General features: G+C 67.9%; 20 protein-coding genes. 15 read left to right on the top strand and 5 right to left on the bottom strand.

The window, feature by feature from the left end; all coding sequences use genetic code 11:
• Window positions 1-252: 252 nt before the first annotated feature.
• From ADE01S_RS20400 to ADE01S_RS20375, 6 genes are all read left to right on the top strand, one after another.
• On the top strand, window positions 253-924 hold the full coding sequence (locus ADE01S_RS20400; protein ID WP_062683573.1) for a thermonuclease family protein: 672 nt from the start codon (window positions 253-255) through the stop codon (window positions 922-924).
• 89 nt (window positions 925-1,013) lie between these two features.
• Complete coding sequence (locus tag ADE01S_RS20395) at window positions 1,014-3,251, top strand: ABC transporter substrate-binding protein (protein ID WP_062683572.1); 2,238 nt, start codon at window positions 1,014-1,016, stop codon at window positions 3,249-3,251.
• A complete protein-coding gene (locus ADE01S_RS20390) occupies window positions 3,248-4,225 on the top strand; it encodes an ABC transporter permease (RefSeq protein WP_062683571.1) in 978 nt (325 codons plus the stop codon). The genes ADE01S_RS20395 and ADE01S_RS20390 overlap by 4 nt, the downstream gene beginning before the upstream one ends.
• A gap of 5 nt (window positions 4,226-4,230) precedes the next feature.
• Window positions 4,231-5,730, top strand: a complete 1,500-nt coding sequence (locus ADE01S_RS20385; RefSeq protein ID WP_062683570.1) for an ABC transporter permease — start codon at window positions 4,231-4,233, stop codon at window positions 5,728-5,730.
• On the top strand, window positions 5,727-7,415 hold the full coding sequence (locus ADE01S_RS20380; RefSeq protein ID WP_062683569.1) for an ABC transporter ATP-binding protein: 1,689 nt from the start codon (window positions 5,727-5,729) through the stop codon (window positions 7,413-7,415). Before ADE01S_RS20385 ends, ADE01S_RS20380 begins: the two co-directional genes overlap by 4 nt.
• A 130-nt stretch (window positions 7,416-7,545) precedes the next feature.
• Window positions 7,546-8,004 (top strand): DUF1178 family protein, encoded by a 459-nt coding sequence (locus tag ADE01S_RS20375; RefSeq protein ID WP_062683568.1) that lies wholly within the window; start codon window positions 7,546-7,548, stop codon window positions 8,002-8,004.
• A 373-nt stretch (window positions 8,005-8,377) separates the two neighbouring features.
• Here the strand turns inward: ADE01S_RS20375 and efp are convergent, their stop codons facing one another.
• From efp to ADE01S_RS20360, 3 genes are all read right to left on the bottom strand, one after another.
• Entirely contained in the window at window positions 8,378-8,938 is a 561-nt protein-coding gene (gene efp, locus ADE01S_RS20370) for an elongation factor P (protein ID WP_006220534.1), read from the bottom strand.
• 157 nt (window positions 8,939-9,095) lie between these two features.
• Window positions 9,096-10,208, bottom strand: a complete 1,113-nt coding sequence (gene earP, locus ADE01S_RS20365; protein ID WP_062683567.1) for an elongation factor P maturation arginine rhamnosyltransferase EarP — start codon at window positions 10,206-10,208, stop codon at window positions 9,096-9,098.
• A 7-nt stretch (window positions 10,209-10,215) separates the two neighbouring features.
• Window positions 10,216-11,418, bottom strand: coding sequence for a DUF2863 family protein (locus ADE01S_RS20360; protein ID WP_062683566.1), 1,203 nt, complete (start codon window positions 11,416-11,418; stop codon window positions 10,216-10,218).
• Between the two features lie 209 nt (window positions 11,419-11,627).
• Here ADE01S_RS20360 and ADE01S_RS20355 point away from each other — a divergent pair, with 209 nt between their 5' ends.
• Entirely contained in the window at window positions 11,628-12,404 is a 777-nt protein-coding gene (locus ADE01S_RS20355; protein WP_082775859.1) for a DODA-type extradiol aromatic ring-opening family dioxygenase, read from the top strand.
• Window positions 12,405-12,465: 61 nt separating this feature from the next.
• On the opposite strand, the gene acnA is transcribed toward ADE01S_RS20355, so the two are convergent.
• Window positions 12,466-15,171 carry an aconitate hydratase AcnA gene (gene acnA / locus ADE01S_RS20350; RefSeq protein WP_062683565.1) on the bottom strand — a complete coding sequence of 902 codons (2,706 nt, stop codon included), beginning with the start codon at window positions 15,169-15,171 and terminating at the stop codon, window positions 12,466-12,468.
• Between the two features lie 277 nt (window positions 15,172-15,448).
• On the bottom strand, window positions 15,449-16,288 hold the full coding sequence (locus ADE01S_RS20345) for a FadR/GntR family transcriptional regulator (RefSeq protein ID WP_062683564.1): 840 nt from the start codon (window positions 16,286-16,288) through the stop codon (window positions 15,449-15,451).
• Window positions 16,289-16,587: 299 nt separating this feature from the next.
• Here ADE01S_RS20345 and ADE01S_RS20340 point away from each other — a divergent pair, with 299 nt between their 5' ends.
• From ADE01S_RS20340 to ADE01S_RS20305, 8 genes are all read left to right on the top strand, one after another.
• Window positions 16,588-17,787, top strand: a complete 1,200-nt coding sequence (locus ADE01S_RS20340; RefSeq protein WP_062683563.1) for an ABC transporter substrate-binding protein — start codon at window positions 16,588-16,590, stop codon at window positions 17,785-17,787.
• Window positions 17,788-17,876: 89 nt separating this feature from the next.
• Window positions 17,877-18,734, top strand: a complete 858-nt coding sequence (locus ADE01S_RS20335; protein WP_062683562.1) for a branched-chain amino acid ABC transporter permease — start codon at window positions 17,877-17,879, stop codon at window positions 18,732-18,734.
• Window positions 18,734-19,726: a branched-chain amino acid ABC transporter permease gene (locus ADE01S_RS20330; RefSeq protein ID WP_087881451.1), complete on the top strand. Its 993-nt coding sequence runs from the start codon at window positions 18,734-18,736 to the stop codon at window positions 19,724-19,726. The genes ADE01S_RS20335 and ADE01S_RS20330 overlap by 1 nt, the downstream gene beginning before the upstream one ends.
• Window positions 19,723-20,502: an ABC transporter ATP-binding protein gene (locus ADE01S_RS20325; protein WP_062683560.1), complete on the top strand. Its 780-nt coding sequence runs from the start codon at window positions 19,723-19,725 to the stop codon at window positions 20,500-20,502. Before ADE01S_RS20330 ends, ADE01S_RS20325 begins: the two co-directional genes overlap by 4 nt.
• On the top strand, window positions 20,499-21,197 hold the full coding sequence (locus ADE01S_RS20320; protein ID WP_062683559.1) for an ABC transporter ATP-binding protein: 699 nt from the start codon (window positions 20,499-20,501) through the stop codon (window positions 21,195-21,197). The genes ADE01S_RS20325 and ADE01S_RS20320 overlap by 4 nt, the downstream gene beginning before the upstream one ends.
• Window positions 21,198-21,214: 17 nt before the next feature.
• A complete protein-coding gene (locus ADE01S_RS20315; protein WP_062683557.1) occupies window positions 21,215-22,498 on the top strand; it encodes a Zn-dependent hydrolase in 1,284 nt (427 codons plus the stop codon).
• Window positions 22,495-24,006: a M81 family metallopeptidase gene (locus ADE01S_RS20310; protein WP_062683555.1), complete on the top strand. Its 1,512-nt coding sequence runs from the start codon at window positions 22,495-22,497 to the stop codon at window positions 24,004-24,006. The genes ADE01S_RS20315 and ADE01S_RS20310 overlap by 4 nt, the downstream gene beginning before the upstream one ends.
• Window positions 24,007-24,276: 270 nt before the next feature.
• Window positions 24,277-26,493 (top strand): TonB-dependent receptor, encoded by a 2,217-nt coding sequence (locus ADE01S_RS20305; RefSeq protein ID WP_087881450.1) that lies wholly within the window; start codon window positions 24,277-24,279, stop codon window positions 26,491-26,493.
• The last annotated feature ends 8 nt before the right edge of the window (window positions 26,494-26,501 follow it).

The raw sequence follows: 26,501 nt of genomic DNA, 5'->3' as shown, positions 1-26,501 counted from the left end.
GGCCAACCGGGTCTGCTCATGGCGGCATGGGTTGCTGTTGAGCGGTGCCGGGCACTGTCTGCTCACGGCCGCATGGGTTGCGCGCGTTCAGCGCTGTCGTTCTTGCCTATGGGCTCTCGCGCTTCACCCATCCTACGCCCCTACCCCCTGTTTTTCGGTTCCCGGCAAGAATAGCCGCCGGGCCGCCCCACGGCGGCGCGGGGGCCGACCATCTATGGCACACTCCCAGCGTTTTCCTACCTGGAGCCGGCGGTGCGTGGCAAATCTCCCTTTGGCGGCAGCAAGCTGACCGCCCTGGCCGTGGCCGTGATTCTTGCGGCCGCGGGCGCCATCGTCAATTGGCTGCAGCCCTCGGAGCCGGAAGGGCGGCGGTCGCCCCCCTCCGGCCAGACCCGGCCGGCCCCCTCCGCCCAGAACCGGCCGGGCCCGGCCCTGGCGGGCGGGATTCCCCAGGGCAGTTACACGCTGACGGGCGCCATCGTCAATGTCGCCGACGGCGACACCGTGACCCTGCGCGCGCCGGACGGCCAGCGCAAGATCCGCATGGACAGCATCGACGCGCCCGAGGAAGGGCATGGCGCCGATCAGCCGGGCCAGCCCTATGCCGAGGCCTCGCGCAAGCACCTCGCGGACCTGGTCGCGGGCAAGACGCTCACCGCCCAATGCTATGAAAAGGACCAGTACGGCCGCGACGTGTGCGCCCTGATCCTGGAAGACGGCCGCTCCGCCAACCGCGCGCAGGTGGAGGCCGGCTACGCCTGGGCCTATACGGCGCGGCAGGGCGACTACCTGCGCGACAAGGCCATGCCCGACCTGCAGCGCCAGGCCAAGGCGGCCGGGCGCGGCCTGTGGGCGCAGCAAGGCGCCATGCAGCCCTGGAAATGGCGCTACGACTGCTGGCGGCAGCGCCAATGCGGGGGGTGAGTCCGGGCGGCCCCGTAGGGCATGCCTGGGTACTGGCCCGGGCCCGTGTTTGATATCCTCTGTCGCAACGATTCGAAGGGAAGGTTTCCATGCGTGCATTGAAGCGGCTCTGGGCGACGGCCATGCTGCTGTTGCTGGCGTTGACGGGCTGCTCGCAAGAAAGCCCCATCAACAGCCCTTATCCGTCCGGGGCCGAAGGCCAGAACACGCTGTATTCCGCTTTCGTCAAGCGTTCCCCGAAGTACCTGGATCCGGCCAGTTCCTATTCCGGCGATGAAACCCCCTACACGTACAACATCTACGAGACGCTTTACGGCTACCACTATCTGAAGCGGCCGTACGAGCTGGTGCCGCGCGCGGCGGCGTCGATCGATCCGCCGGTCTACCTGGACGCGCAGGGCAACACGCTGCCCGCCGACACGCCGGGCGAACAGATCGCGCAAAGCGTCTACGACATCAAACTGCGGCCCGGCTCCCGGTTCGCGCCGCATCCGGCGTTCGCCCGCAAGGCCGACGGCGGCTACGACTACTACCCGCTGGCGCCGGGCGAGCTCGACGACAAGTACTACATTCCCGATTTTCCCCGCACCGGCACGCGCGAGCTGACCGCGGACGATTACGTCTACGGCATCCGGCGCCTGGCCAGCCCGCGGGTGGTATCGCCGATCTCGTCCCTGATGGCCGAACACATCGTGGGCCTGAAGGAATACGGCGAGCGCCTGCGCCAGCGCGACCAGGCGCTGCGCCGCGACGCGCCCGGCGGCGCCGGCGCGCCGCCCTGGCTGGACCTGCGCGAGCCCGACGGCTTCACCGGCGTGCAGGCGCTCGACCCGCACACCTTGCGCATCCGCGTCAACGGCAAGTACCCGCAGTTCAAGTACTGGCTGGCCATGACCTTCACCGCGCCCATCCCCTGGGAGGCCGACCGCTACTACAGCCAGCCCGGCATGGCGGCGCACGACCTGTCGCTCAACACCTGGCCCGTGGGCACCGGCCCGTACATGCTGGTGGAGTCCCTGCAGAACCGCCGCCACGTGCTGGGCCGCAACCCCAACTTCCACGGCGAGCCCTATCCCTGCGAGGGAGAGCCGGGCGACCGGGCCGCCGGCCTGCTGGCGGATTGCGGCAAGCCCACGCCCTTCATCGACCGCGCGGAATTCAGCGTGGAAAAGGAAGCCATCCCGCTGACCGGCAAGTTCATGCAGGGCTACTACGACATGCCGCAGATCGAGCGCGGCGAGTACGGCGTGGCCATGCTGGTGGCGGCGGGCGACAGCCAGGACAAGGCGCGGCTGTACCGCGAGCACGGCATCAAGCTGCCCACCACGGTCGAGACCGCCAACTGGTACATGGGCTTCAACTGGCTGGACCCCGTCGTGGGCAAGGGCGATACGCCCGAGCAAGAGGAAAAGAACCGCAAGCTGCGGCAGGCCATCAGCATCGCGTTCGATTGGGAAGAATTCGTCGCGGTGTTCGAGAACAGCCAGGCCTCCGTGGCCTACGGGCCGGTGCCGCCGGGCGTGCTCGGCTACCGCGATCCGCCCGAGGGCGTGAATCCGGTGGTCTACGACCTGGTGGACGGCAAGCCGGTGCGCAAGTCCGTGGACGTGGCCAAGCGCCTGCTGGCCGAAGCCGGGTATCCCGACGGCCGCAACGCCAAGACCGGCGCGCCGCTGGTGCTGTACTACGACTCCATGTCCGGCGGCGGCTCCAATCCGCAATTCGACTGGATGCGGCGCCAGCTCGCCAAGATCGGCGTCCAGCTGGACGTGCGCGCCACCGACTACAACCGCTTCCAGGACAAGATGATGCGCGGTTCGGCGCAGATCTTCCTGTGGGGCTGGAACGCCGACTACCCCGACGCCGAGAACTTCCTGTTCCTGCTGTACGGCCCCAACGCCAAGGCCAAGGGCGGTGGCGAGAATGCCGCCAACTACGCCAGCCCCGAATACGACCGCCTGTTCGAGCAGCTGAAGTTCCTGGACGACGGCCCCGAGAAAGAGCAGCTGATCGCCAGGATGGTGGCGATCGTGCAGCGCGACGCGCCCTGGATGTTCGGCTACTTCCCGATGTCGGGCGGCGCCTACCAGCAGTGGGTGGGCAACGCCAAGCCCACCCAGATGGTCCGCAACACGCTCCAGTACATGAAGATCGATCCCGTGCTGCGCCAGCAGAAGATCGACGAATGGAATTATCCGAAGTGGTGGCCGATCGGCGTCTTCGTGCTGTTGCTGGCGCTGGCGATCTGGCCTTCCTACGTGGCGCTGAAGCGGCGCGAACGCCAGACGGCATTTGTGCCGCGCGTCGGCAAGGAGCAACAATCATGATCGGCTACGTGATCCGCCGGCTGCTGTACGGCGTGCTGATCCTGATCGGCGTGAATCTCTTCACCTTCATCCTGTTCTTCGCGGTGAACACGCCCGACGACATGGCCCGCCTGGCGATCGGCGGCCAGCGCGTGAGCCAGGAGGCGGTGGACAAATGGAAGGCCGAGCGCGGCTACGACAAGCCGCTGTTCATCAACGGCCAGGCCGAGGGCATGGCGCGGCTGACCGACACGGTGTTCTACCAGCGTTCGGTGCCGCTCCTGGCCATGGATTTCGGCGCCTCCGACGGCGGTCGCGACATCGGCCGCGAGATTCAGACGCGCATGGGCCCCAGCCTGGCCCTGGCGGTGCCCACCTTCATCCTGGGGCTCTTCGTCAGCATCGTCTTCTCCCTGACCCTGGTGTATTTCAGGGCGACGCGGCTCGACTTCTGGGGCGTGGTGCTCTGCGTGCTGCTGCTGTCCATCTCCAGCCTGTTCTACATCATCGCCGGCCAATGGGTCTTCGCCAAGCTGCTGCGGCTGGTGCCGTTCTCGGGCTTCGCCGGCGGGCTGGACGTGGTCAAGTTCCTGGCGCTGCCCGTGCTGGTGGCCATCGTGTCGCGGCTGGGGCCGGAAGCGCGCTTCTACCGCACCCTGTTCCTGGAGGAGATCGGCAAGGACTACGTGCGCACCGCCCGCTCCAAGGGGCTGGCCGAGCGCGTGGTGCTGTTCCGGCACGTGCTGCGCAACGCCATGCTGCCCATCCTGACCAGCACGGTGGCGGCCTTGCCGCTGTTGTTCATGGGCAGCCTGATCGCGGAGTCTTTCTTCGGCATTCCGGGCCTGGGCAGCTACACCATCGACGCCATCAACGCGCAGGATTTCTCCATCGTGCGCGCCATGGTCTTCCTCGGCTCCGCCCTCTATATCGTCGGGCTGATCCTGGCCGACATTTCCTACACGCTGGCCGATCCCCGCGTCAGATTCGAGTAGCCGACATGCCCAAGTTCGTCTTCCTCTGGACCGATATCGCGCTGTGGCTCATGGCGCTGGGCGCCGCGGCCTACGCCTGGCGCGTGCGGCGCAGCCCCAACCTGCGGGCGACCTGGGCGCGGGTCGCCCGCGATACGCCGGCCATGTGCTCGGCCGTGATCCTGGCGGCCTTCGTCGCCGTCGGCCTGCTCGACTCCGTGCACTATCGGCCCCTGCTGCCGCCGGCGCCAGGGGCGGCGGCGGACGCCGCGCCGGTCTACGCGCCCGCGGTCCAGTCGGCGCTGGACGGCCTGCTGGCCGGCAGCGTGCTGACCCGGCCCGAGAAAACCTATTCCGAGCCTTTGGCCGTGCGCCAGTTCACCAAGGAAACCCTGCTCGTCGACGGCAAGCCGGTGCGCGATTTTCCCCGGCTGCGTGGCGCGGGCATCCACCTGGACGACCCCGACCGGGAGCACTTGGGCGACGTGCTCAAGCGGCTGGGCTGGGGCCTGGCCGGTGGGCTGGCGGTCTCGCTGGCGGCGGCGGGGCTGCTGTCCGCCTGCCTGGCGCGCAGGGGCCGGGCGGCGGCCGACCCGGGGGGCGGCCATGCCGGCCTGCCATGGATCGCCATGTTGCTGACGTTCACGCTGCTGTGCCTGGCGGTCGGCGCCCTGGCCGGGTTGTCCAGCGGCTACCATGCGCTGGGCACCGACCGGATCGGCAACGACGTGCTGTGGCAGGCGCTGAAAAGCATCCGCACGGCGCTCGTGATCGGCAGCCTCACCACGATCGCCATGCTGCCGCCGGCGATCGTCTTCGGCATCGCCGCCGGCTATTTCAAGGGCAAGGTCGACGACGCCATCCAATACCTCTACACCACCATCACCTCGATCCCGGGCGTGCTGCTGGTGGCCGCCTGCGCCTTGATGATGCAGGTCTACATCGACAACCACGCGGACCTGTTCGATACCTCCGCCGCGCGCGCGGACCTGCGCCTGTTCCTGCTGTGCATGATCCTCGGGTTCACCGGGTGGGCGGGGCTGTGCCGCCTGCTGCGCGCCGAAACGCTGAAGCTGCGCGAACTCGAATACGTGCAGGCGGCGAGGGCGTTCGGCGTGTCGCACTGGCGCATCATGACCCGCCATCTGCTGCCCAACGTGGCCCACCTCATCCTGATCACCATGGTGCTGGAATTCTCGGGCCTGGTCCTCTACGAGGCCGTGCTGTCCTACCTGGGCATCGGCGTGGATCCCAGCATGAACTCCTTCGGCTCCATGATCGACGGCGCCCGGCTCGAAATGTCCCGCGATCCCATGATCTGGTGGAACCTCATGACCGCATTCATTTTCATGCTGGCCCTGGTGCTGGCGGCCAACCTGTTCGCCGACGCCGTGCGCGATGCGTTCGACCCGCGCACCCGCCGCTACAAGCCCGGCCGGATGGCGCGCAACGGCCTGTTCGGGCGCGGCGCCAAGACGGCGCTGGCCACCGATGCCGGCCCGACCCGGCGGGGAGACGCGCCATGAGCCCGCAGTCCTTGCTGGAGGTGCGCGGCCTGGACGTGGACATCGCTGGCGAAAGCGGCATGACGCATGCCGTCAAGCGCCTGCAGCTGGCCATTGCCCGGCGCCAGACCTTCGCGCTCGTGGGCGAATCCGGCTGCGGCAAGAGCATGACGGCGCTGGCGCTGCTGCGCCTGCTGCCGGATGCCGGACGCATCGTGGGCGGGCAGATCGACCTGGACGGCGAAGACCTGAACCGGCTGCCGGAAAGCGCGATGCGCGGCGTGCGCGGCGGCCGGATCGGCATCATTTTCCAGGAGCCGTCCACCAGCCTGAACCCCGTGATGCGCGTGGGCGACCAGATCATCGAAACCCTGGTCGCCCATACCCCGCTGCGCGGCGCCGCCGCGCGCGAGCGCGCCATCGACTGGCTGCGGCGGGTGGGCATTCCCGAACCCGAACGGCGCGTCGACGACTATCCCTTCCAGTTCTCCGGCGGCCAGAAGCAGCGCGTCATGATCGCCATCGCGCTCGCGGCCGAGCCGCTGCTGCTGATCGCCGACGAGCCCACCACGGCCCTGGACGTCACCGTGCAGGCGCAGGTGCTGGACCTGCTGGCGGACATCCAGCGCGAAATGGGCATGGCGGTGCTGCTCATCACCCACGACCTCGCGGTCGTGAAGAATGTGGCGCATCACGTGGCCCTGATGCGCGGCGGCGAAATCGTCGAAAGCGCGGACGCCGAAACCTTCTTCCGGGCGCCCCGGCATCCCTATGCGCGGCAGCTGTTCGAAGCCATTCCCACCTTCGGCAAGCGCGGCGTGGCGCTGACCGAGCCGGGCCGCGAGGCCCAGGCCCGCCGCGGCGCGGCCCGCAACGAGCGCGGCGCGGGCGTGGTGCTCGACGTGCAGGACCTGAAAGTCCATTACCCCGTGCGCAAGGGCCCGCTGCGCCGCATCGTGTCCTGGGTCAAGGCTGCCGACGGGGTTACGTTCACCCTGAAGGCGGGCGAGACCCTGGCCCTGCTGGGCGAGTCCGGCTGCGGCAAGACCACCACGGGCAAGGCGCTGCTGCGGCTGATCGACGGCGCGCGGGTGTCCGGCCGCGCCATGCTGGGCGGGGAAGACCTCCTCAGCGCCGATCACCGCAAGCTGCAGCGCCTGCGGCAGGACATCCAGATCGTGTTCCAGGACCCTTACGCCTCGCTCGATCCGCGCATGCGCGTGGGCGACATCCTGGACGAGGGCCTGGCGTCCCTGCGGCGCGGCATGAGCAAGGAGGCGCGCGCCGAACGGGCCGCGCGCCTGGTCGAGCGGGTCGGCCTGCCGTCCAACACCCTGGCGCGCTATCCGCATGAATTCTCGGGCGGCCAGCGCCAGCGCATCGCGATCGCGCGGGCGCTGGCCGTCGAGCCCAAGGTGCTGATCTGCGACGAGCCCACCTCCGCGCTGGACGTGTCGGTGCAGGCGCAGATCCTGGACCTGCTGCGCGAATTGCAGGATGAGCTCGGCATCGCCTACCTGTTCATCACGCACAACTTCGGCGTGGTGGAATACCTGGCCGACCGCATCGCGGTCATGGAAGGCGGCCGCATCATCGAGCTGGGGGAGGCCGACGCGGTGCTGCATTCGCCGCGCCAGGAGATGACGCGCCGGCTGCTGGCGGCGGTGCCGCGCCTGGAGTTCGGCCCGTCCGGCCCGGGAGGCTGAGCCCCCCGCGGCGCCCGGTTTCCGTTTGTTTTCCGCGCCGGGCCCGCGGAAAACCATCCGTTTGCCGGGGCAAAGCCGGCGGTGGCCGGCGCTTTCTTGTATTCTGCCTACAGCACCCCATATAGAAGCCATGGCACTGAAAGTTTTCGACCTCCAGTGCGAACACAGCCACATTTTCGAGGGCTGGTTCGGTTCGCACGAAGACTACGACGCGCAGCAGGCGCGCGGCCTCGTCACGTGCCCCGTTTGCGGGTCGGCCAGCATCACCAAGCGCCTGTCGGCGCCGCGCCTGAACGTCGCCCACCTGCATGCGCCGGCCTCCCAGCCGGCCCTGCCGGCCAACGCCTCCGAGGCCGAGAAGATGGCGGCGGTGCAGGCGGTCGTCATGCGCCAGGTGCGCGCCTTGCTGCGCAACACCGAAAACGTCGGTCCGCGCTTCGCCGAAGAGGCGCGCCGCATCCACGAAGGCGACGCCGACGATCGCCCGATCCGCGGCACCGCGACGCCGGAGGAGCGCGCCTCGCTGGCCGAGGACGGCATCGAGGTCATGGCCGTGCCCGACTTCCTGGACGACGAACGCCTGCAGTAGCAGGCCCCCACGCCGCGCATGCTTGCTGCCCCCAGGGGGCAGCTCCGCCTTGGGATGCCCTGGCGGAGCGGCGGATTCTTGCCGAGGGTGTTCAACATGCGCACACCGCGAGACACTGCGTATGCGCCAGACCGACCGCCCGCGCGGTCGGTCTGGCGCGGGCCCCGCAATGTCGTTGGTATTGCCTCCGTCCGGGGCAAGAACCTGAAGAACACCGTCCGCCCCAGCGTCTTAAGAACCAGCAGTCCGAGCAAAGAACCGGCAGTCCCCAGCAAAGAACCGGCAACTTCGCGCCCGAGATACCCAAACCCCCAGCCTACAGACGAAAAAAAACCAGACCCGAAAGTCTGGTTTTTTTGTGAACCGATGCCGATCAGTTGTTGACGCGGCTGCGGTATTCGTTCGTGCGGGTGTCGATTTCGATCTTGTCGCCGATGGCGCAGAACAGCGGCACGTTCAGTTCGTAGCCGGTGTTGATCTTGGCCGGCTTGGTCACCTTGCCCGAAGTGTCGCCACGGACGGCGGGTTCGGTGTAGGTGATTTCGCGGACGATGGTGGTGGGCAGCTCAACCGAAATGGCGCGGCCGTCGTAGAAGACCACTTCCACGGGCATCGCTTCTTCCAGGTAGTTCAGGGCGTCGCCCATGCTTTCGGCTTCGATTTCGTACTGGTTGTACTCTTCGTCCATGAAGACGTACATCGGGTCGCCGAAGTAGGAGTAGGTGCACTCCTTGCGGTCCAGTTGGACGACTTCGAACTTTTCGTCGGCCTTGTAGACCGATTCGCTGGCCGAGGCGGTCAAGAGGTTCTTGAACTTCAGCTTGACGACGGCGGCGTTGCGGCCGGACTTGTTGTATTCGGCCTTCTGGACCACGAGGGGGTCCTTGCCGACCATGACCACGTTGCCGACTCGCAATTCCTGAGCGGTTTTCATCGATAAAACTCCGGGGGTGATAGGTGCACTCGCCGTGCTAGCAGAGAGCCCTGTGGCAATGGCCGGCTGGGGCCAGTGTTTTCGGCTTCGTGCACACGCCCGGGAGGCGTCATAGCTGAGGCCCGACAGATCCAGGGCGCTCAGAAAACTCTCTATTCTAACGTTTCTTGGCCAAGTCTGCGCAAAAATCGGCCAGATTTTCGGCAAGATCCGGTTGCGCGGCCTGGCGGGCGTCCCAGAGGCGGGCGGCTTCGGCCCAGGCCTCCCAGGCGGGGGGCGCCAGGGCGGCGGACAGCGCGCCGGCCGTGCCGCCGGCCTCGGGCTGGTTCCAGGCCCGGATCAGGGCATGGGCGGCTTCCGGGGCGGGATAGCGCGCCAGCCAGGCGTCGAGCTTTTCCAGATGGACGTTCTCGTCCTGCGGGTAGATCTGCCAGACCAGCGGGCGCGCCGCCCAGGCGGCGCGGACGAAGGAGTCTTCGCCCCGCACGAAATTCAGGTCGCAGCACCACAGCAGCCGGTCGAAATCCGGCTGGGCCACGAAGGGCAGCCGGGCCAGCGCGGGCGCGCCCGGCTCCGCGCAGGCGGCTTCCAGCCCGGGCGCGATGCCCTCGGGAACCAGCAGCACGCTGGGCCGCGGGTCCGCCGACAGGGCCGCAACCAGGTCCGCCGCCGGGGCGGAGGGATAGCAAAACAGGGACACGGCGCGGGCGCCGTCGCGGCGGCGCAACAGCAGCGCCTCGTCCACGCCCAGCGAGCGCAGGAAGGACGCCTGCGAGTCCGCCGATGCCTGCAGCGCGTCGCGTTCGGCCGACAGGCCGGGTTCGCGCAGCAGTCCGCCGGTGGCGGGCGTGAACCCGGGGAAGAAGAAATGCTTGACCAGCCCGTCCGGCCGCTGCGAGGGCAGGCCGTGGCAGTTTTCCACCCAGGCCTCGGCGCTCAGGTATTCCAGGTTGATCCAGGCCGGGTGCGTCAGCCGCATGCTGGCCAGGAAGGCTTCGGGAGGATCGCAGGCGAAAGCCTCGATCACCACGTCGCGGGCCGTCAGGGCGGGGTCGGGCGCGTCGCTCCAGTGCACGATGTCGATGCCGGCCAGCCGCTGGCGCGCCGCGCCCGGGACGATGCCCGGCTGGATGCGGGCGAAGCTGGGCAGGTCGTCCACCCACAGGCGGACGTCCCATCCGCGGCCTTGCGCGAGGCGGCGGGCGAGCCGCCAGCAGACGCCGATGTCGCCGTAGTTGTCGACCACCCGGCAGAAGATGTCCGCCCGCATCGCCAGCCTAGTGGAACTTGGCCGGGGAGGCTTCCGCGTCCTCGGGCAGTTCGGCGTGAACCAGTTCGCCCAGCGGGTTGGGGAAGTAGGGCGCGCCGCAGTCCTCGCAGTACTCGGGCGGCAGCACGCCGGGGATGCGGCGCACTTCCGTGACCCCGTATTCCTTGAGCAGGGCCGCGATCTCGTCGGTCACGTCGGGCTGGCCTTCGTCCATGGGCAGGTCTTCCTCGCGGCCGTACAGGGGCCACACGCAGCCGTAGTACACGTCGTTGCTGTTGCGCGCCGTGAAGCCCACGCGGTATTCGTCGACCCGGTTTTCGCCGCAGCCGGCCACCACAGCGCGCAGTTGCGAGGCTTCGAGGCTGACCGCGCCTTCCAGCCAGCTGACCGCCGCGCGCAGCGACAGAGGGCGCACGCGCCGGTCCGCCTCGCGGTTGCTTACATAGTAGGCGTCCGGCAGCAGGGCTTCGAAGCCGCAGCCCGGCAACAGCGTGGCCAGCGTGGGCTGGGCCTGGGCCGCCCACTGTTCCTGGCACGCGTCGCGGCTGGCGTCGGCTTCGCCCAGCTGTTCCTGCCAGCGGAAGATCGCTTCGTTTTCCGGCACGGCCACGGCCGCCACGATGTAGCGGGTGTCGGCCAGCATGTTGGCCGTCTCTACCTCGGTGTTCAGCGCCGGCTTGGTGGTTTCGGCGCCCAGCGCCTGCGAACCCAGGCGTTGCAGCCACTGCCAGGTTTCGGAGAAGGTGCGGGGCATCTGGTCCACGCTGACCAGCACGGGCATCAGCGCGCTGCGGGCCTTGCTGGACAGGACGTGCCCGTGCAGCTGCGCCACGAGCGCCTGTTGCGCGCTGGCGGAAATCGGGCCGGTGGGGATGGCGTAGCGCGTCCAGGCGACGATGGGCGCGACGACCAGCAGGATGTCGTAGCGCACGCCGTTCTTTTCGATCTTCATCGACTCGGACAGGGTTTCCGCCTGTTCGATCAAGACCTCGTAGGCGCCCACGTCGCTCTGCGCGAGGTGGTCCAGGGCCGCTTCCAGGGGGGCGTCCTGCCCCGCCTTGAGCAGCTTCGGGATCGCTTCGCCAAGCTGGGTCTCCCAGAACACGTCTTCCAGGCGGCTGCCCGAGCGGTTGAGCGCCTGGGCAAGCGCGACCAGCCGGGAGGCGTCACGGGTCAGGCGGGGAGCGGATTGGCTGCGGGATCGGGCCATAACTTCGGAGAACGTCCAGAAAGTGTGCAACGTATTAGTTTAACGCCCACTGGGCTGGGCGTTGCGGGAGACCCGCAGGGCGCGCGCAAGCGGGCTTTCGGATTGAGATTGTTGCTGAAACAGCAACATGCCATGCCTTTTGGCGGGGTTTATTGCTGACTGGAAACGGCGGAGAATGGTCCCATCGAATCATTCCAGGAGGCCCCGCCATGCGCTGGCCCACGCTTTTCGTTTCCCACGGCTCTCCCATGCTGGCCGTCGAGCCCGGCCTGACCGGTCCTGCCCTGGCGGCCTGGAGCGGCGCCCAGGGCCGCAAGCCCAAGGGCGTGCTGGTGGTATCGCCCCACTGGATGGGCGAGGGGCTGGCGCTGTCCACCCGCGACCGCCAGGTGGCCTGGCACGATTTCGGCGGTTTCCCGCAGGAACTCTATACCCTGCAATACGGGGCGCCCGGCGCGCCGGCGCTGGCCGGGCGCGTGCAGTCGCTGCTGGCCGAGGCCGGCATCGCGGCCGAACAGGATCCCCGCCGCCCGCTGGACCACGGCGCCTGGGTGCCGTTGCGCTACCTGTATCCGGACGCGGACGTGCCGGTGGTGCAGCTGTCCCTGGACATGGGGCGCGACGCCGCCGGGCAGCTGGCGCTGGGCCGCGCGCTCGCGCCGCTGCGCGACGAGGACATCCTGATCATCGGATCGGGGTCCCTCACGCACAACCTGCGCGACGTCCGCATGCCGCAGAACGCGCCCGCGGTGCCCTACGTGCCGGCCTTCCAGGACTGGTATGCGCGCAAGCTGGCGGAGCACGACGTGCCCGCCTTGCTGGACTGGCAGGCCCAGGCGCCGGGCGCGGCGCAGGCGCATCCGCACGACGAGCACCTGATGCCTCTGTACGTGGCGCTGGGCGCGGGCGGCGCGTCGGCCGTCCGCCTGACCGACGAGATTTCCTACGGCGCGCTGGCGATGGACGCCTACGCATTCACGGACTGAGCTGGACGAAAAAAAGCCCCGGAACCCATCGGTTCCGGGGCTTTTTCGCGGGCTGGAGCGATCAGGCCGCCAGCAGCTGGCGCAGCACGAAGGGCAGGATGCCGCCATGCTGGTAGTAGTCCACCTCGATCGGGGTGTCGATGCGCAGCAGCACCGTGACGTCCTGCTTGGAACCGTCCTTGCGGGTGATGGTCAGGGTGACGTCCTGCATCGGCTTGATGCCGTCTTCCAGACCGGAGATGTCGTACGTTTCTTCGCCGGTGATGCCCAGCGACTGCACGCTGTCCGCGCCCTTGAACTGCAGGGGCAGGACGCCCATGCCGACCAGGTTGCTGCGGTGGATGCGCTCGAAGCTGCGGGTGATCACGGCCTTCACGCCCAGCAGCTGGGTGCCCTTGGCCGCCCAGTCGCGCGACGAGCCGGTGCCGTACTCTTCGCCGCCGAACACCACGGTGGGCGTGCCGGCCGAGACGTACTTCATGGCGGCGTCATAGATGGACATCTGTTCGCCCGTGGGCTGGAACAGCGTTTCGCCGCCTTCGAAGCGGCTGCCGTCGGGCAGGGCCGGGATCATGAGGTTCTTGATGCGCACGTTGGCGAAGGTGCCGCGCATCATGATCTCGTGGTTGCCGCGGCGCGAGCCGTAGCTGTTGAAATCGGCCTTCATGACGCCGTTTTCCTTCAGCCACTTGCCCGCGGGCGAGGTTTCCTTGATGGAGCCGGCCGGCGAGATGTGGTCGGTGGTGACCGAATCGCCGAATACGCCCAGCGCGCGCGCGCCCTTGACCGCGGGCATCGCGCCCGGCGTCATGCCGAAGCCTTCGAAGAAGGGCGGCTCGGCGATGTAGGTGGAATCGGGCCAGTTGTAGGTGTCGCCGGTGACGCCCTTGATGTTCTCCCAGAGCTTGCCCGGGTTGCTCTTGACCTGGCCGTAGTTCGCCTCGAACGCCTTGGGATCCAGGGCGTACTTCAGCAGCGACTCGATTTCCTCGGTGGTCGGCCAGATGTCGCCCAGCCACACGTCGCCGTTCTTGCCGCGGCCCACGGGCTCGGTCATCAGGTCGCGCGTGACGGTGCCGGCCAGGGCGTAGGCCACGACCAGCGGCGGCGAGGCCAGGAAGTTGGCCTTGATGTTCGGGTGGATCCGGGCCTCGAAGTTGCGGTTGCCGGAGAGCACGGCCGAGCAGATCAGGTCGTTGCCGATGATGGCTTCGTTCAGGTCCGGGGTCAGGTCGCCGGCGTTGCCGATGCAGGTCGTGCAGCCGTAGGCGGCGACGTCGAAACCGAGCTTTTCCAGGTAGGGCAGGAGGCCCGTCTTGGTCAGGTACTCGGTGACCACGCGGGATCCGGGAGCCAGCGAGGTCTTGATGTGCTTGGGCACGGTCAGGCCGGCTTCCACCGCCTTCTTGGCCAGCAGGCCGGCCGCCAGCAGCACGCTGGGGTTGGACGTGTTGGTGCAGGACGTGATGGCAGCGATCAGGATGTCGCCGTTCTTGACCTGGGTGCCGGCGCTGGTGGTGAAGGTCTGGGCGAGCTTCTCGGCGGGCTGGTTGAAGCCGTTCTCGGCGACCGGCTTGGAGTACAGGTCGATGAACGTGTTCTTGACGTTGCCGATTTCGATGCGGTCCTGGGGGCGCTTCGGGCCGGCCAGCGAGGGCGCCACGGTGGACAGGTCCAGGGTCAGCAGCTTGGTGAAGTTGATGTCGGCAGCCTTGGGCACGCCGAACATCTTCTGGGCCTTGAAGTAGGCTTCGAAGGCGGCGATTTCCGCTTCGGTGCGGCCGGTGCCGCGGAAGTAATCGATGGTGCGTTCGTCGACCGGGAAGAAGCCCATGGTGGCGCCGTACTCGGGCGCCATGTTGCCGATGGTGGCGCGCTCGGCCACGGACAGGCTGGCCGTGCCTTCGCCGCAGAACTCGACGAACTTGCCCACCACTTTCTCGCGGCGCAGCATTTCGGTGATGGTCAGCACCAGGTCGGTGGCGGTGACGCCGCCGCGCAGCTGGCCCTTGAGCTCCACGCCGACCACGTCCGGGGTCAGGAAATACACGGGCTGGCCCAGCATGCCGGCTTCCGCCTCGATGCCGCCCACGCCCCAGCCCACCACGCCGATGCCGTTGATCATCGTGGTGTGGCTGTCGGTGCCTACCAGCGAGTCGGGATAGTAGACGTTGTTCTTCTTGTCCAGGTGCACGCCGCGGGCCAGGTATTCCAGGTTCACCTGGTGGACGATGCCGAAGCCCGGGGGCACCACGCCGAAGGTGTCGAACGCCTGCATGCCCCATTTCATGAACTGGTAGCGCTCCTGGTTGCGCTTGAATTCCAGCTTCATGTTCAGGTCGAGCGCGTTCTTGGTGCCGAAGTAGTCGATCATGACCGAGTGGTCCACCACCAGGTCCACCGGCACCAGCGGTTCGATGCTCTTGGGGCTCTTGCCCATCTTGTCGGCCACCGAACGCATGGCCGCGATGTCGGCCAGCAGCGGCACGCCGGTGAAGTCCTGCAACACCACCCGGGCGACCACGAAGGGGATTTCGTCTTCGCGGCGGGCGTTGGCCTGCCAGTTGGCGAGCTGCTTGACGTGTTCCTCGGTGACCTTCTTGCCATCGCAGTTGCGCAGCACCGATTCCAGGACGATCCGGATCGAGACCGGGAGCCGTTGCACGTCGATGCCGAGGGACTTGCCCAGCGCCGGCAGCGAATAGTACTGACAGGATTTATTGCCGATCTTGAAATTCTTGAGGGTGTCTAGGGTGTTGTGCGGCATGATGGACTCCGTGGTTTTGCCCGACTAAAGCCGGCATTTTCTGGCGTTTTTGCGCGTTTGTCATTGTATGTGAGACAAGGCCGCGCGTAGTCGTATGTCTTGTATCTTATATAAGAGTTGAAGGGCGCGTCAAAGTTCCCGCCGGTTCCCGCAAACCCCTACTTTGGCGGATGCGGGCCGAGCCTGCAAGACTCCCCGGTTTTACCAAGAAAGTCCTACCGGGGCGTGGCGGTTCGCGGAGGGGGAGGAGGCGGGGCGGCCAGGCGGCCCCGGACGCTCAGGAGACCTTCTTGCGCCGGCCGCGGCGGGCGTTGCGCGTGGCGTTGCGCCGCGACATTTCCGAATCCAGGATCAGCCGGCCTTCGAGCTTGCCGTGCATGCGCTTGACCGAGCGCATCGCGTCCTGCATGTGTTCGCTCATCAGCGCGCGCACCTTTTCCACGTCGCGCGCCCGGGCCGCCGCCAGGATCTGGCGGTGAAAGCCCGTGTTCGCGCTGCCGAAGCGCTGCTGTTCGGCCAGCGGCATCTCGTTGTCGAACACGGTCAGCTGCCGGATCATCTCGTTGGTCATTTCGCAGCTGAACCGCAGGAACGGATTGGGGCAGACGGCCGCGAAGATGTCGTGGAAGTTCATTTCTTCCTGGCGCTGGGCCAGGGGGTCCTCCACGTGCTCGGCCATCGGGTCGCAGCAGGCGATGTTCTCTTCCAGCGCGACGAAATGCGCCTCCGTCAGGAACGGCACGGCGCTGGCCGCCAGTTCGGGCTCCAGCAGCTTGCGCACCTGGTAGATGTCCTCGATCCGCACTTCCTTGAAGAACAGGTAGTTCTGCATCAGCTGGAAGGTGCGGTCCAGCGGCACCTCGACCACCGTGGCGCCGCCGCCCGGCCCCGTGCTGACCTTCACCAGCCCCTGGACTTCCAGGGACTTGAGCGCCTCCCGCATGGTGCTCTTGCTGACCGAAAACATGCTTTGCAGTTCGCTTTCGCGCGGCAGCTTGTCGCCGGGCAGCAGATTCTTGGCCGTGATCAGCCGCTTGATCTCTTCGGCGACCAGGTCACTGCGCTTGGGCGGGCTCGCGATGCCGCCGGCCGGTAGGTCCTGACTGTCGAACGCCATTGCGTTTCTCCGTTTGCTGCGTGGGGGGCTGGGGGCGTGCCGCTGCGGATTCGCCGCGGCACAGGGTTATACCTGATGCCGCCGCTATTGACAGAGCCGGACCCCCAATCTGATCATGATAATAATCCTATTTATCATGATAAATAGGATGGAAGTCGCGGTATGGGCACGGCACGCCATCCCGGCAGGCAGGGTCCAGGAGCTTGGAGCAGACAGAGTCGGAAAGGGGACGCGCATGGGGCGCGCTCGACATCGTCAATATGCCGCGGCAACGCCAGCGGCAGCCAGGGAGAATCATCTTGAATCGCCGCAATCTGCTGAAAATCGCCGCGCTTGGCGCGGTACCCGGATCGTTGTGGGCCGCCCGGTCCGCGCTGGCGCAAGCCGACGCCATCCAGTTCGGGTGTCCGGTGCCCATGTCGGGCGCCTTCGCCGCCAACGGCAAGTTCGCCGACCTGGGCATGAAACTGGCGCTGGAGCAATACGGCCGCGTGCTGGACCGCCCGCTGGCCTATACCGTGCTGGACACCGAAGGCAAGCCGGCCACGGCCGTGCGCAAGGTGCAGGAAGTTTCGCAGCAGAAGGGCGTCAAGTTCTTCGCCGGCGGCATCCTGTCCTCGGAGGCGCTTGCCATGGGCAAGGAGGTCGAGCGGGCCGGCGGCGTGTTCATCACCACCGCGGGCGCCGATGAAATCACCGGCAAGGACTGCAACCGGGCGACGTTCCGGTGGTCGGTGCCCACCTTCGGCGCCATCGAGCAGACCGTGCGGCCGCTGGTGGAAAAGCTGCCCAAGGCCAAGCGCTGGTACACCATCACGCCACAGTACGTGTTCGGCGACGGCCTGCTCAACGCCGCCAAGGCGATCTTCAAGGAAAAGGGCATCGAGCACGTGGGCAACAGCTACCACTCGCTCACCGAGAAGGAATTCAGCGGCTACCTGACCAACGCCATGGCGGCCAAGCCCGACGTGCTGCTGATCCTGAACTTCGGCTCGCAGTCGTCGGACACGCTGCGCCAGGCCGTCAGCTTCGGCATGAAGCAGAACTGCACCATCCTGGTGGCCTGGGCCTCGGGCCTGGAGCAATTCGAAAGCCTGGGCGCCGATCTCTGCGAAGGCGTGTATTTCGGCGCGCAGTACTGGCACGGCATCGATTCGCCGCTGAACAAGGAACTGGTGAAGCTGTCGCAGGAAAAAACCCGCGCCAATCCGAACTACAGCCTGGCCGGGTCCTATATCTGCACCCGCATCATGCTGGACGCCATCGTCAAGGCCGGCAGCGCCGATCCGGCCAAGGTCGTGGCCGCGATGGAAGGCATGGCCTACCAGGGGCTGACGGGGGCGGAGGAAATCCGCAAGGAAGACCACCAGGTCCTGAAGAACTACTACCTGCTCAAGGGGCGCGCCAAGAAAGACATGAAGGACAAGGACGACTACGCCGAGATCGTGCATAGCGGCCGGTCCTTCCTGCCGCCCGCGGAAACCGGCTGCAAGCTCTAGCGGACTCCTCGCGGCCGGCGGCGCGGGCGCGACAGCGCGTCCGCGCCGCCGCGTCCCGCGGCCTTTCGTTTCCTTCATCGGGCATCCCCATGAACGTCTATCTGCTCCAGGTCATCAATGGCATCGGGGTGGGCATGCTGTACTTCCTGCTGGCAGTCGGCCTGTCCATCGTCTTCGGTCTGTTGCGCTTCGTGAACTTCGCCCACGGCGCGTTCTATCTGCTGGGCGCGTATTTCTGCTTCCAGGCCATCCAGTGGGGCCTGGACTTCTGGCTGGCCCTGGCCATCGTGCCGCTGCTGGTGGGCGCCTGCGCCTGGGCGGCCGAAAAACTGGTGCTGCGCCACGTCTACGCGCAGGCGCACGAGTTCCACATCCTGATCACCGTGGGGCTGGCCCTGGTGCTCCAGGAACTGGTCATCGTGATCTGGGGCCCGATCGGCGACAACGTGGCCGCGCCCGCGTCGCTGCAGGGCGTGGTCATGTGGGGCAGTTTCATCTATCCCAAGTACCGCCTGTTCGTGATCGGTTTCACGGCCGTGTTCTCGCTCCTGCTCTGGTACGTTCTCGAAGGCACGCGGCTGGGCAGCGCGGTGCGCGCCGGCAGCGAATCCACCGAGATGGTGTCCATGCTGGGCATCAACGTGTTCCGCATGTTCAGCCTGGTGTTCGCGCTGGGCGCGGCCACCGCGGCGCTGGCCGGGGTGCTGGCCGCGCCGATACGCGGAGTCGAGCCCTTCATGGGCGTCGAGGCCCTGGGCATTGCCTTCGTCATCGTGGTGGTGGGCGGCATGGGCAGCTTCTTCGGCGCGCTGGTCGGCGGTCTGCTGATCGGCGTGGTGCAGAGCGTGATGAGCACGCTGTGGCCGGAAGGCGCGCGGCTGATGATTTATGTGGCGATGGCTGCGGTGCTGCTGCTGCGTCCCCACGGCCTGATGGGGAGAGGATGATGACGCGCTTGAAATCGCATGCTCAATTGCTGCTCGCGCTGGCGGTGGTGCTGCTGCTGCCGCTGTGCATGCAGTCGGGCTCCCTGGCCTCGGAAGTGCTGATCTACGCCCTGGCGGTGCTGGGCTGCAACCTGCTGCTGGGCTTCACCGGCCTGCTGTCGTTCGGGCAGGGCATTTTCTTCGGCCTGGGCAGCTATGCCGTCGGCCTGCTGCTCACGCGCACCGGCATTCCGCTGCCGCTCGCGCTGCTGGCCGCGATGGGGGTGGGCGCGCTGGCGGCGACGCTGGTGGGCTGGTTCGCCATCCGCCAGCGCGGCACGTACTTCGTCATGCTGACGCTGGCCTTCGCGCAGATGTTCTATTTCCTGGCCTACAGCCTGCCGGACCTCACCGGGGGCGACAACGGCCTGCTGGACGTGCCGCGTCCGCCGCTCTCGGTGGCCGGGATGGAGCTGCTGCCGCTGGACACGCCCTGGCGCTTCTATGCCTTCGTGGCCGCATGCTTCCTGGGCATTTTCTGGCTGCTGCTGCGCGTGACCAATTCGGTCTTCGGCCGCACCTTGCTCGCCATCCGCGACAACGAGGCGCGCGCCACGGCGGTCGGCTACAACGTGCGGATGTTCAAGCTGGCGGCCTTCGCCATTTCCGGCGCCGTCACGGCGCTGGCGGGCGCCTTCCTGGCCATGATGACCGGCATCGCGCCGCTGTCCAGCATCGAATACCACAGCAGCGAGATGATCCTGGTGATGACGGTCATCGGCGGCACCGGAAACCTGTTCGCCTCCGTGCTGGGCGCGGCGTTCTACGTCCTGTTCGCCGACTGGCTGTCCACGCTCTGGCCGCGCTGGCTGATGCTGCTGGGCTTCCTGCTGATCGCCGTCAGCCTGTTCATGCAGAAGGGGCTGTGGGGCCTGGGAGAACGTATCTGGCTGGCGCTGCGGCGCCGGTCCGAAGGCGGAGCGGAATCCCCCGCCAAGGAGAAGAGCGCATGAATCACGCCACTTCCACGCCGCTCCTGCAGGCGCGCGGCATCGTCAAGCGCTTCGGCAAGTTCGTGGCCCTGCACGGGGTGGACCTGCAGGTGCGCCCGCGCACCGTGCATTCGGTCATCGGCCCCAACGGCGCCGGCAAGACCACGCTGTTCCACATCCTGACGGGCACGCTGCGCACCAGCGAAGGCAGCATCGAATTCGACGGCCAGGACGTCACGCAGGAGGCCGACTACCAGCGCGTGCAGCGCGGCATCGCCCGTTCCTTCCAGGTGACCAGCCTGTTCGCCAACCTGACGGTGCGCGAGAACCTGCGGCTGGCGGCGCAGGGCGCGCACCGGGCCGGCGCCTTCGATTGCTGGCATCCGCCCACCGGGGAGCGCTCGCAGCGCGAAGTGGTCGACGCCGCGCTGGAGCGGCTCGGCCTTCCGCGCCTGGCCCACGTGGCGGCGGGCGCGCTCTCGCACGGCCAGCAGCGGCGCCTGGAGGTGGGCATGGCGCTCGCGGCCCGGCCCCGCGCGATCTTCCTGGACGAGCCCACCTCCGGCATGGGGGTGGACGACCTGGACGAAATGAAGCGCCTGATCCGCAGCCTGCGCGACGACCACACGGTGGTGCTCATCGAGCACAACATGAACATCGTGATGGACATCTCCGACACCGTCACGGTAATGCAGCAGGGCCGCGTGCTGGTCGAAGGCCCGCCCCATGCGATCCGCAGCGACGAACGGGTGCGCGCCGCGTACCTGGGCAACATGATCACGGGAGGCCGGGCATGATCCTGCACGTCGACGCCGTACACAGTTATTACGGCAAGAGCCATATCCTGCAAGGCGTGTCGATGACGCTGCCGCAGGGCACGGTGGTCACGCTGCTCGGGCGCAACGGCGCCGGCAAGTCCACCACCTTGAAGACCATCGCCGGCGTGATCGCGCCCAAGGCCGGGGCGGTGCGCTTCGGCGGCCGCGACATCGCCGGGCAGCCTGCCCATAAGATCGCCGCCATGGGCGTGTGCCTGGTGCCCGAGCATCGCGGCATCTTCAAGCTGCTCACGGTGGAGGAAAACCTGAAGCTGGGCATGCGCCGCGATTCGCCCTGGCAACTGGAGGACATCTACCGCATCTTCCCGCGCCTGAAGGAGCGGCGCCGCAATGGCGGCGGCCAGTTGTCCGGCGGCGAGCAGCAGATGCTGGCCATCGGGCGGGCGCTCATGAACCATCCGCGCGTGCTGATGCTGGACGAGCCGGTGGAAGGCCTGGCCCCCGTGATCGTCGAGGAGATCGTGGCGCAGATCCAGTCCATCAAGCGGGCCGGCGTCACCATCCTGCTGGTCGAGCAAAACCTCGAAGTCTGCACGCAGCTGGCCGATCACCATTTCATCATCGAGCAGGGAACCATCGTCTACGAAGGCAGCAACGCCGACTTCATGGCGGACGAGAACGTAAAGGACCGCTATCTGGGCGTAGGCGTCTGAGACCGCAAGGAAACCACATGGAAATGAACGCATTGGAAGCCGTCAGCGGCATCCGCATCGACGGGGCGCGCCTTTGGGAGTCGCTCATGGAACTGGCGCGCATCGGCGCCACCGACAAGGGCGGCGTGTGCCGCCTCGCGCTGACCGACCTGGACCGCCAGGGGCGCGACCTGGTCTGCGGCTGGGCCCGGGAGCTGGGCTGCAGCGTGCGCGTGGACGAGATCGGCAACATCTTCATGCGCCGGCCGGGCCTGCGCGACGACCTGCCCGCCGTCATGACGGGCAGCCACATCGACACCCAGCCCACCGGCGGCAAGTTCGACGGCAACTACGGCGTGCTCGCCGGCATCGAAGTCCTGCGCACGCTGCAGCAGCGCGGCATCGTGACCGAGGCGCCGCTGGAAGTGGTGGTGTGGACCAACGAGGAAGGGTCGCGCTTCGTGCCCGTGATGATGGGCTCGGGGGTGTACGCGGGGGCCTTCACGCTGGATCACGCCCTGGCCGCGCGGGACCGCGACGGCATCAGCGTGGACGAGGCGCTGCGCGCCATCGGCTATGCCGGCCCCGAGCCGGCGAGGCCGCGCGCGGCGGGCGCCTATTTCGAGGCGCACATCGAGCAGGGCCCCATCCTGGAGGCGCGCGGCATCACCATCGGCGCGGTGCAGGGCGCGCTCGGCCAGCGCTGGTACGACGTCGCGGTCACCGGCCAGGAGGCCCACGCCGGGCCGACCCCGATGGAACTGCGCCGCGACGCCCTGGTGGCGGCGTCGCGCCTGGTGCTGGAGGTCAACCGCATCGCGCAGGACCACGCGCCGCACGGCCGCGCGACGGTGGGCTGCATCGACGGCTTCCCGAATTCGCGCAACGTGATCCCGGGGCGGGTGGCGCTCACGGTGGACCTGCGCGCGGCCGACGACGCCACCCTGGACAGCATGGCCGCCGCCCTGGAGCAGGCCTGCGGCGAACTCGCCCAGCCCGGCCGCTTCGAGGTCGAGCGCAAGGAAGTCGTGTACTTCCCGCCGCAGCCGTTCGAGCCCCGGCTGGTGCAGGCGATCCGCGACGGCGCCCGCACGCTGGGCCTGGAATCGCTGGACGTGATCAGCGGCGCGGGCCATGACGCGGTGTACATGGCCCGGGTGGCGCCCACGGCCATGATCTTCGTGCCGTGCAAGGATGGCATCAGCCACAACGAAATCGAGGACGCGCGGCCCGAGCACCTGGAGGCCGGCTGCAACGTGCTGCTGCACGCCATGCTGCGCTGCTGCGGCCGGATCCAGTTCCCTGAAGGAGCCCAGGCATGAAAGTGCTCATCGCCCGCATGAACCACGAGACCAACACCTTCTCGCCGGTGCCCACGCCGCTGTCGGCCTTCGGCCTGGACGGCCCGACCTACGACGCCGACGCTTACGCCGAGAACCACGGCAAGCGCACCGCGATGTCGGCCTTCATTGACCTGGCCGAGGCGCGCGGCGCGGAGCTGGTCACGCCGGTGTCCGCCACCGCCTATCCCAGCGGCCGGGTGGACGCCGACGCCTACGACGCCATCTGCGAGCGCATCGTCGCCGCGGCGCCGGGCTGCGACGCCATCCTGCTGGACCTGCACGGCGCGATGGCGGTGGAGAGCACCGACGACGGGGAAGGGGACCTGCTGGAGCGCGTGCGCCGCGCCGCGCCGGGCGTGCCCATCGGGGTGGCGCTGGACCTGCACGGCAACGTCACGCCCAAGATGATTGCCAACGCCGACGTCGTCATCAGCTTCAAGACCTATCCGCACATCGACATGTACGAAACCGGCGAGCACGCGGGCCGGCTGCTGTTCGACAGCATCGACGGCCGCATCGCGCCGTTCATCGCCTGGCGCCGCCTGCCGCTGGTGTCGCATACGCTGCGCAGCAATACCGGCGAGGGCGCCATGCGCGACGCCGTCGAGGCCGCGAAGCGGGCCGAGGCGGCCGGCGCGCTGGGCGTGTCCGTGCTGGCGGGCTTCGGGCTTGCCGACATTCCCCATCCCTGCCTCAGCGTGGTGGTGGTGGCCGACGGCAGCCAGGAGGCGGCCGAGCGCATCGCCACCGGCATGGCCGAGGCGATCTGGGCCAGCCGCGAGGGCTTCCTCTATCGGAGCGAGCCGCTGGCCGGGTCGCTGGCGCGCGCCCGCGAGCTGGCCGAGGGCGCCGACAAGCCCGTGCTGCTGCTGGACCACGGCGACAACTGCATGAGCGGCGGAACCTGCGACACCATGGACGTGCTGATGGCCGCCGTGGAGGCGGGCCTGGACGGCATCGTGGCGGGGCTGTACTGCGATCCCGAGGCCGTGGACGCGCTGACGCGCGCCGGCCTGGGCGCCGAAGTGGAACTGCCGGTGGGCAACAAGCGCGCCATCGACAGCATCGGCCGGCCGGCGCGCCCGGTCACGTTGCGCGGAACCGTGAGGGCGCTGACCAACGGCGAATACGTCATCACCGGGCCCACCTACACCGGCCAGCTCGTCAGCATGGGCCGCAGCGCCGTGCTCGATATCGGCGCGGCGCGGCTGGTTCTCACCGAGCGTACCCACGAACCCTGGGACCTGGGGGTTTTCCGCAGCCTGGGCGTGGAGCCGACCGAGGCGCGCTACATCCTGGTCAAGTCGCGCATGTATTGCCGGCCCGTGTTCGTGCCGATTTCCTCGGCGCTGGTGGAATGCGACAGCCCCGGGGTGACCAGTTCGGACTGGTCGCTGTTCGACTTCCGCAAGCGGGCCGGCCCGCATTTCCCGCTCGAACCGCTGGCCGCCGAAGACTACGACGCCGGCCGCGCGCCGGCAGGCTAGGGCGGTCGGGCAGCCCAGGCGAGACGCCCCCGATATACGGGGGCGTTTTTTTTGGGGCCGTTGCCGCTCGGCAACATTCACATGTTCAGCATATAAGACAAATAATGAGAATGATTCTGTTTTTTTGTATCATCGACAGCATGAGTTGAAGCCCCCATGGCGCCGGGAGCCAGCCGCATCCCTTCGGGGCCGGCTGCGTCCAGCAGCGCACCCGCCCCATCGGGATTCCGCAGTTCTCCGACCTTCATCCGCGCAGGCGGACATCCCGACATGAAAATCAAAACCCTGGCCTGCATGGTGGCCGCGTTTCCGTATTGCATTCCCGCACTCGCCCAGACGGTCGCGCCGCCGGCTCCCGCTTCCGGCCAGGGCTCGGTCGTTTCCATGGACGCCATCACCGTCGAGGCCAGCGCCGACGCGTCGGCCGGCGGGCTGGCCGAGCCCTTCGCGGGCGGGCAGGTCGCCACGGGCGGCCGCGTCGGCCTGTTCGGCACCCAGGACATCATGGACACGCCGTTCAGCATCACCAGCTACACCAATGAGCTGATCCAGGACCGCCAGGCGCGCAGCGTGGGCGACGTGCTGCAGAACGACGCGGGCGTGCGCGTGGCGCGCGGCTTCGGCAATTTCCAGGAATCGTATTTCATCCGCGGCTTCATCCTGGGCTCGGACGACGTGGCCTACAACGGCCTCTACAGCCTGCTGCCGCGCCAGTACATCGCCACCGAACTGTTCGAGCGCGTGGAAGTGCTGCGCGGCGCCTCGACCTTCCTGACCGGCGCGGCGCCCGGCGGCGGCGGCATCGGCGGGGTGATCAACCTCGTGCCCAAGCGCGCGCCGAACGAACCGCTGACCCGGGTCACCACCGGGGTATCCAGCGGCGGCCAGTTCCAGCTGTCCACCGACATCGCCCGCCGCTTCGGCCCGGGCGAGAGCACCGGCATCCGGTTGAACGCCGCGCAGCGCAGCGGCGACACCGGCATCGACGACGAACACTCCCGCACCAGCCTGGTGTCGCTGGGCCTGGACTGGCGCTCGGCCGATACGCGCCTGTCCGCCGACATCGGCTGGCAGGAAAACAAGCTCAAGCGCGCGCGTCCCAACGTGACGCTGGGCGCCGGCGTCACCACCGTGCCCGACGCGCCCGACGCCAGCTCCAACTACGCGCAGCCGTGGTCCTATTCCAACGAGCGCGACCTGTTCGGCACCGTGCGCGCCGAGCACGACTTCAGCGACAAGCTGACGGCCTACGCGGCCTTCGGCATGCGCCGCAGCGACGAGGCCAATTCGCTCGGCAACGTCACGCTGACCAACGGCAGCACCGGCGACGGCACCTTCTACCGCTTCGACAACACCCGCGAGGACAGCGTGAACACGGGCGAGCTGGGCCTGCGCGGCAAGGCGCGCACCGGCCCGGTGGGCCACGACTTCGTGGTGTCGGCGTCCTTCTTCGACCTGAAGAAGAAAAATGCCTACGTGATGGACTGGCAGAACACCTTCGCCACCAACATCTACGACCCGGTTTCCTACGACAAGCCGGCCTTCAGCGCCGGCGCGCTGCGCGGCAACGACCTGGACAACCCGGCGCTGCAGGGCCGCACGCGGCTGAGCAGCTATGCCATCGGCGATACGATGTCCTTCCTGGACGACAAGGTGCTGCTGACCGCGGGCATCCGCCACCAGCGCCTCTCGCAGCGGGACTACGCCTACAACACCGGCAAGGAAAACGGCGCCTACGACGCCAGCCACAATTCGCCCGCGGCCGGTCTCGTGGTCAAGGTCGCGCCGAGCGTGTCGCTGTACGCGAACTACATCGAGGCGCTGGTCGCCGGCCCGACCGCGCCGGCCAACGCCGGCGGCAGGCCGGTGCCCAATGCCGGCCAGAGCCTGCAGCCCTTCGTCTCCAAGCAAAAGGAAATCGGCGCCAAGTACGAGGCCGACGGCCTGGGCGCGGGCCTTGCGCTGTTCTCCACCGACAAGCCGCGCGCCATGTACAACGCCGCCAACGAGCTGACCACCTCCGGCAAGGACCGCCACCAGGGCGCCGAATTCACGATGTACGGCGAACCCGTGAAGAGCGTGCGGCTGCTGGGCGGGCTGACCTGGCTGGATGCCGAGCAGCGCTCCACCGGCGACCCCGCCATCAACGGCAACCGCGTGATCGGCGTGCCGCGCTTCCAGGCCAACCTCGGCGTGGAATGGGACATCCCCGGCGTGCCCGGCCTGGCCGTGGACGGCAGGGTGGTCTACACCGGCTCCTCCTACGCGGACGACGCCAACACTCTGAAGGTGCCCGGCTGGACCCGCTTCGACGCCGGCCTGCGCTACATGATGGACGTGGACGGCCACGTCGTGACCCTGCGGGCGCGCGTGGACAACATCGCCAACCGCAACTACTGGTCCTCGGTGGGCGGGTATCCCGGCAACGGCTACCTGGTATTGGGCGGCCCGCGCACTTTCTCGCTGACCGCGAGCATGGACTTCTGACGATTGCG

The organism is Achromobacter denitrificans NBRC 15125 (assembly GCF_001571365.1).
Lineage (GTDB): Bacteria > Pseudomonadota > Gammaproteobacteria > Burkholderiales > Burkholderiaceae_B > Achromobacter > Achromobacter denitrificans.
This window is presented reverse-complemented; position numbering and strand designations above follow the sequence as displayed.

Coding starts and splice junctions, on each gene's coding strand:
- acnA (WP_062683565.1), bottom strand. CDS start 15,171: ATGCCGCACAACACCCTAGACACCCTCAAGAATTTCAAGATCGGCAAT.
- ADE01S_RS20335 (WP_062683562.1), top strand. CDS start 17,877: ATGAACGTCTATCTGCTCCAGGTCATCAATGGCATCGGGGTGGGCATG.
- efp (WP_006220534.1), bottom strand. CDS start 8,938: ATGAAAACCGCTCAGGAATTGCGAGTCGGCAACGTGGTCATGGTCGGC.
- ADE01S_RS20345 (WP_062683564.1), bottom strand. CDS start 16,288: ATGGCGTTCGACAGTCAGGACCTACCGGCCGGCGGCATCGCGAGCCCG.
- earP (WP_062683567.1), bottom strand. CDS start 10,208: ATGCGGGCGGACATCTTCTGCCGGGTGGTCGACAACTACGGCGACATC.
- ADE01S_RS20385 (WP_062683570.1), top strand. CDS start 4,231: ATGCCCAAGTTCGTCTTCCTCTGGACCGATATCGCGCTGTGGCTCATG.
- ADE01S_RS20310 (WP_062683555.1), top strand. CDS start 22,495: ATGAAAGTGCTCATCGCCCGCATGAACCACGAGACCAACACCTTCTCG.
- ADE01S_RS20395 (WP_062683572.1), top strand. CDS start 1,014: ATGCGTGCATTGAAGCGGCTCTGGGCGACGGCCATGCTGCTGTTGCTG.
- ADE01S_RS20330 (WP_087881451.1), top strand. CDS start 18,734: ATGACGCGCTTGAAATCGCATGCTCAATTGCTGCTCGCGCTGGCGGTG.
- ADE01S_RS20380 (WP_062683569.1), top strand. CDS start 5,727: ATGAGCCCGCAGTCCTTGCTGGAGGTGCGCGGCCTGGACGTGGACATC.
- ADE01S_RS20360 (WP_062683566.1), bottom strand. CDS start 11,418: ATGGCCCGATCCCGCAGCCAATCCGCTCCCCGCCTGACCCGTGACGCC.
- ADE01S_RS20325 (WP_062683560.1), top strand. CDS start 19,723: ATGAATCACGCCACTTCCACGCCGCTCCTGCAGGCGCGCGGCATCGTC.
- ADE01S_RS20355 (WP_082775859.1), top strand. CDS start 11,628: ATGCGCTGGCCCACGCTTTTCGTTTCCCACGGCTCTCCCATGCTGGCC.
- ADE01S_RS20305 (WP_087881450.1), top strand. CDS start 24,277: ATGAAAATCAAAACCCTGGCCTGCATGGTGGCCGCGTTTCCGTATTGC.
- ADE01S_RS20320 (WP_062683559.1), top strand. CDS start 20,499: ATGATCCTGCACGTCGACGCCGTACACAGTTATTACGGCAAGAGCCAT.
- ADE01S_RS20390 (WP_062683571.1), top strand. CDS start 3,248: ATGATCGGCTACGTGATCCGCCGGCTGCTGTACGGCGTGCTGATCCTG.
- ADE01S_RS20375 (WP_062683568.1), top strand. CDS start 7,546: ATGGCACTGAAAGTTTTCGACCTCCAGTGCGAACACAGCCACATTTTC.
- ADE01S_RS20315 (WP_062683557.1), top strand. CDS start 21,215: ATGGAAATGAACGCATTGGAAGCCGTCAGCGGCATCCGCATCGACGGG.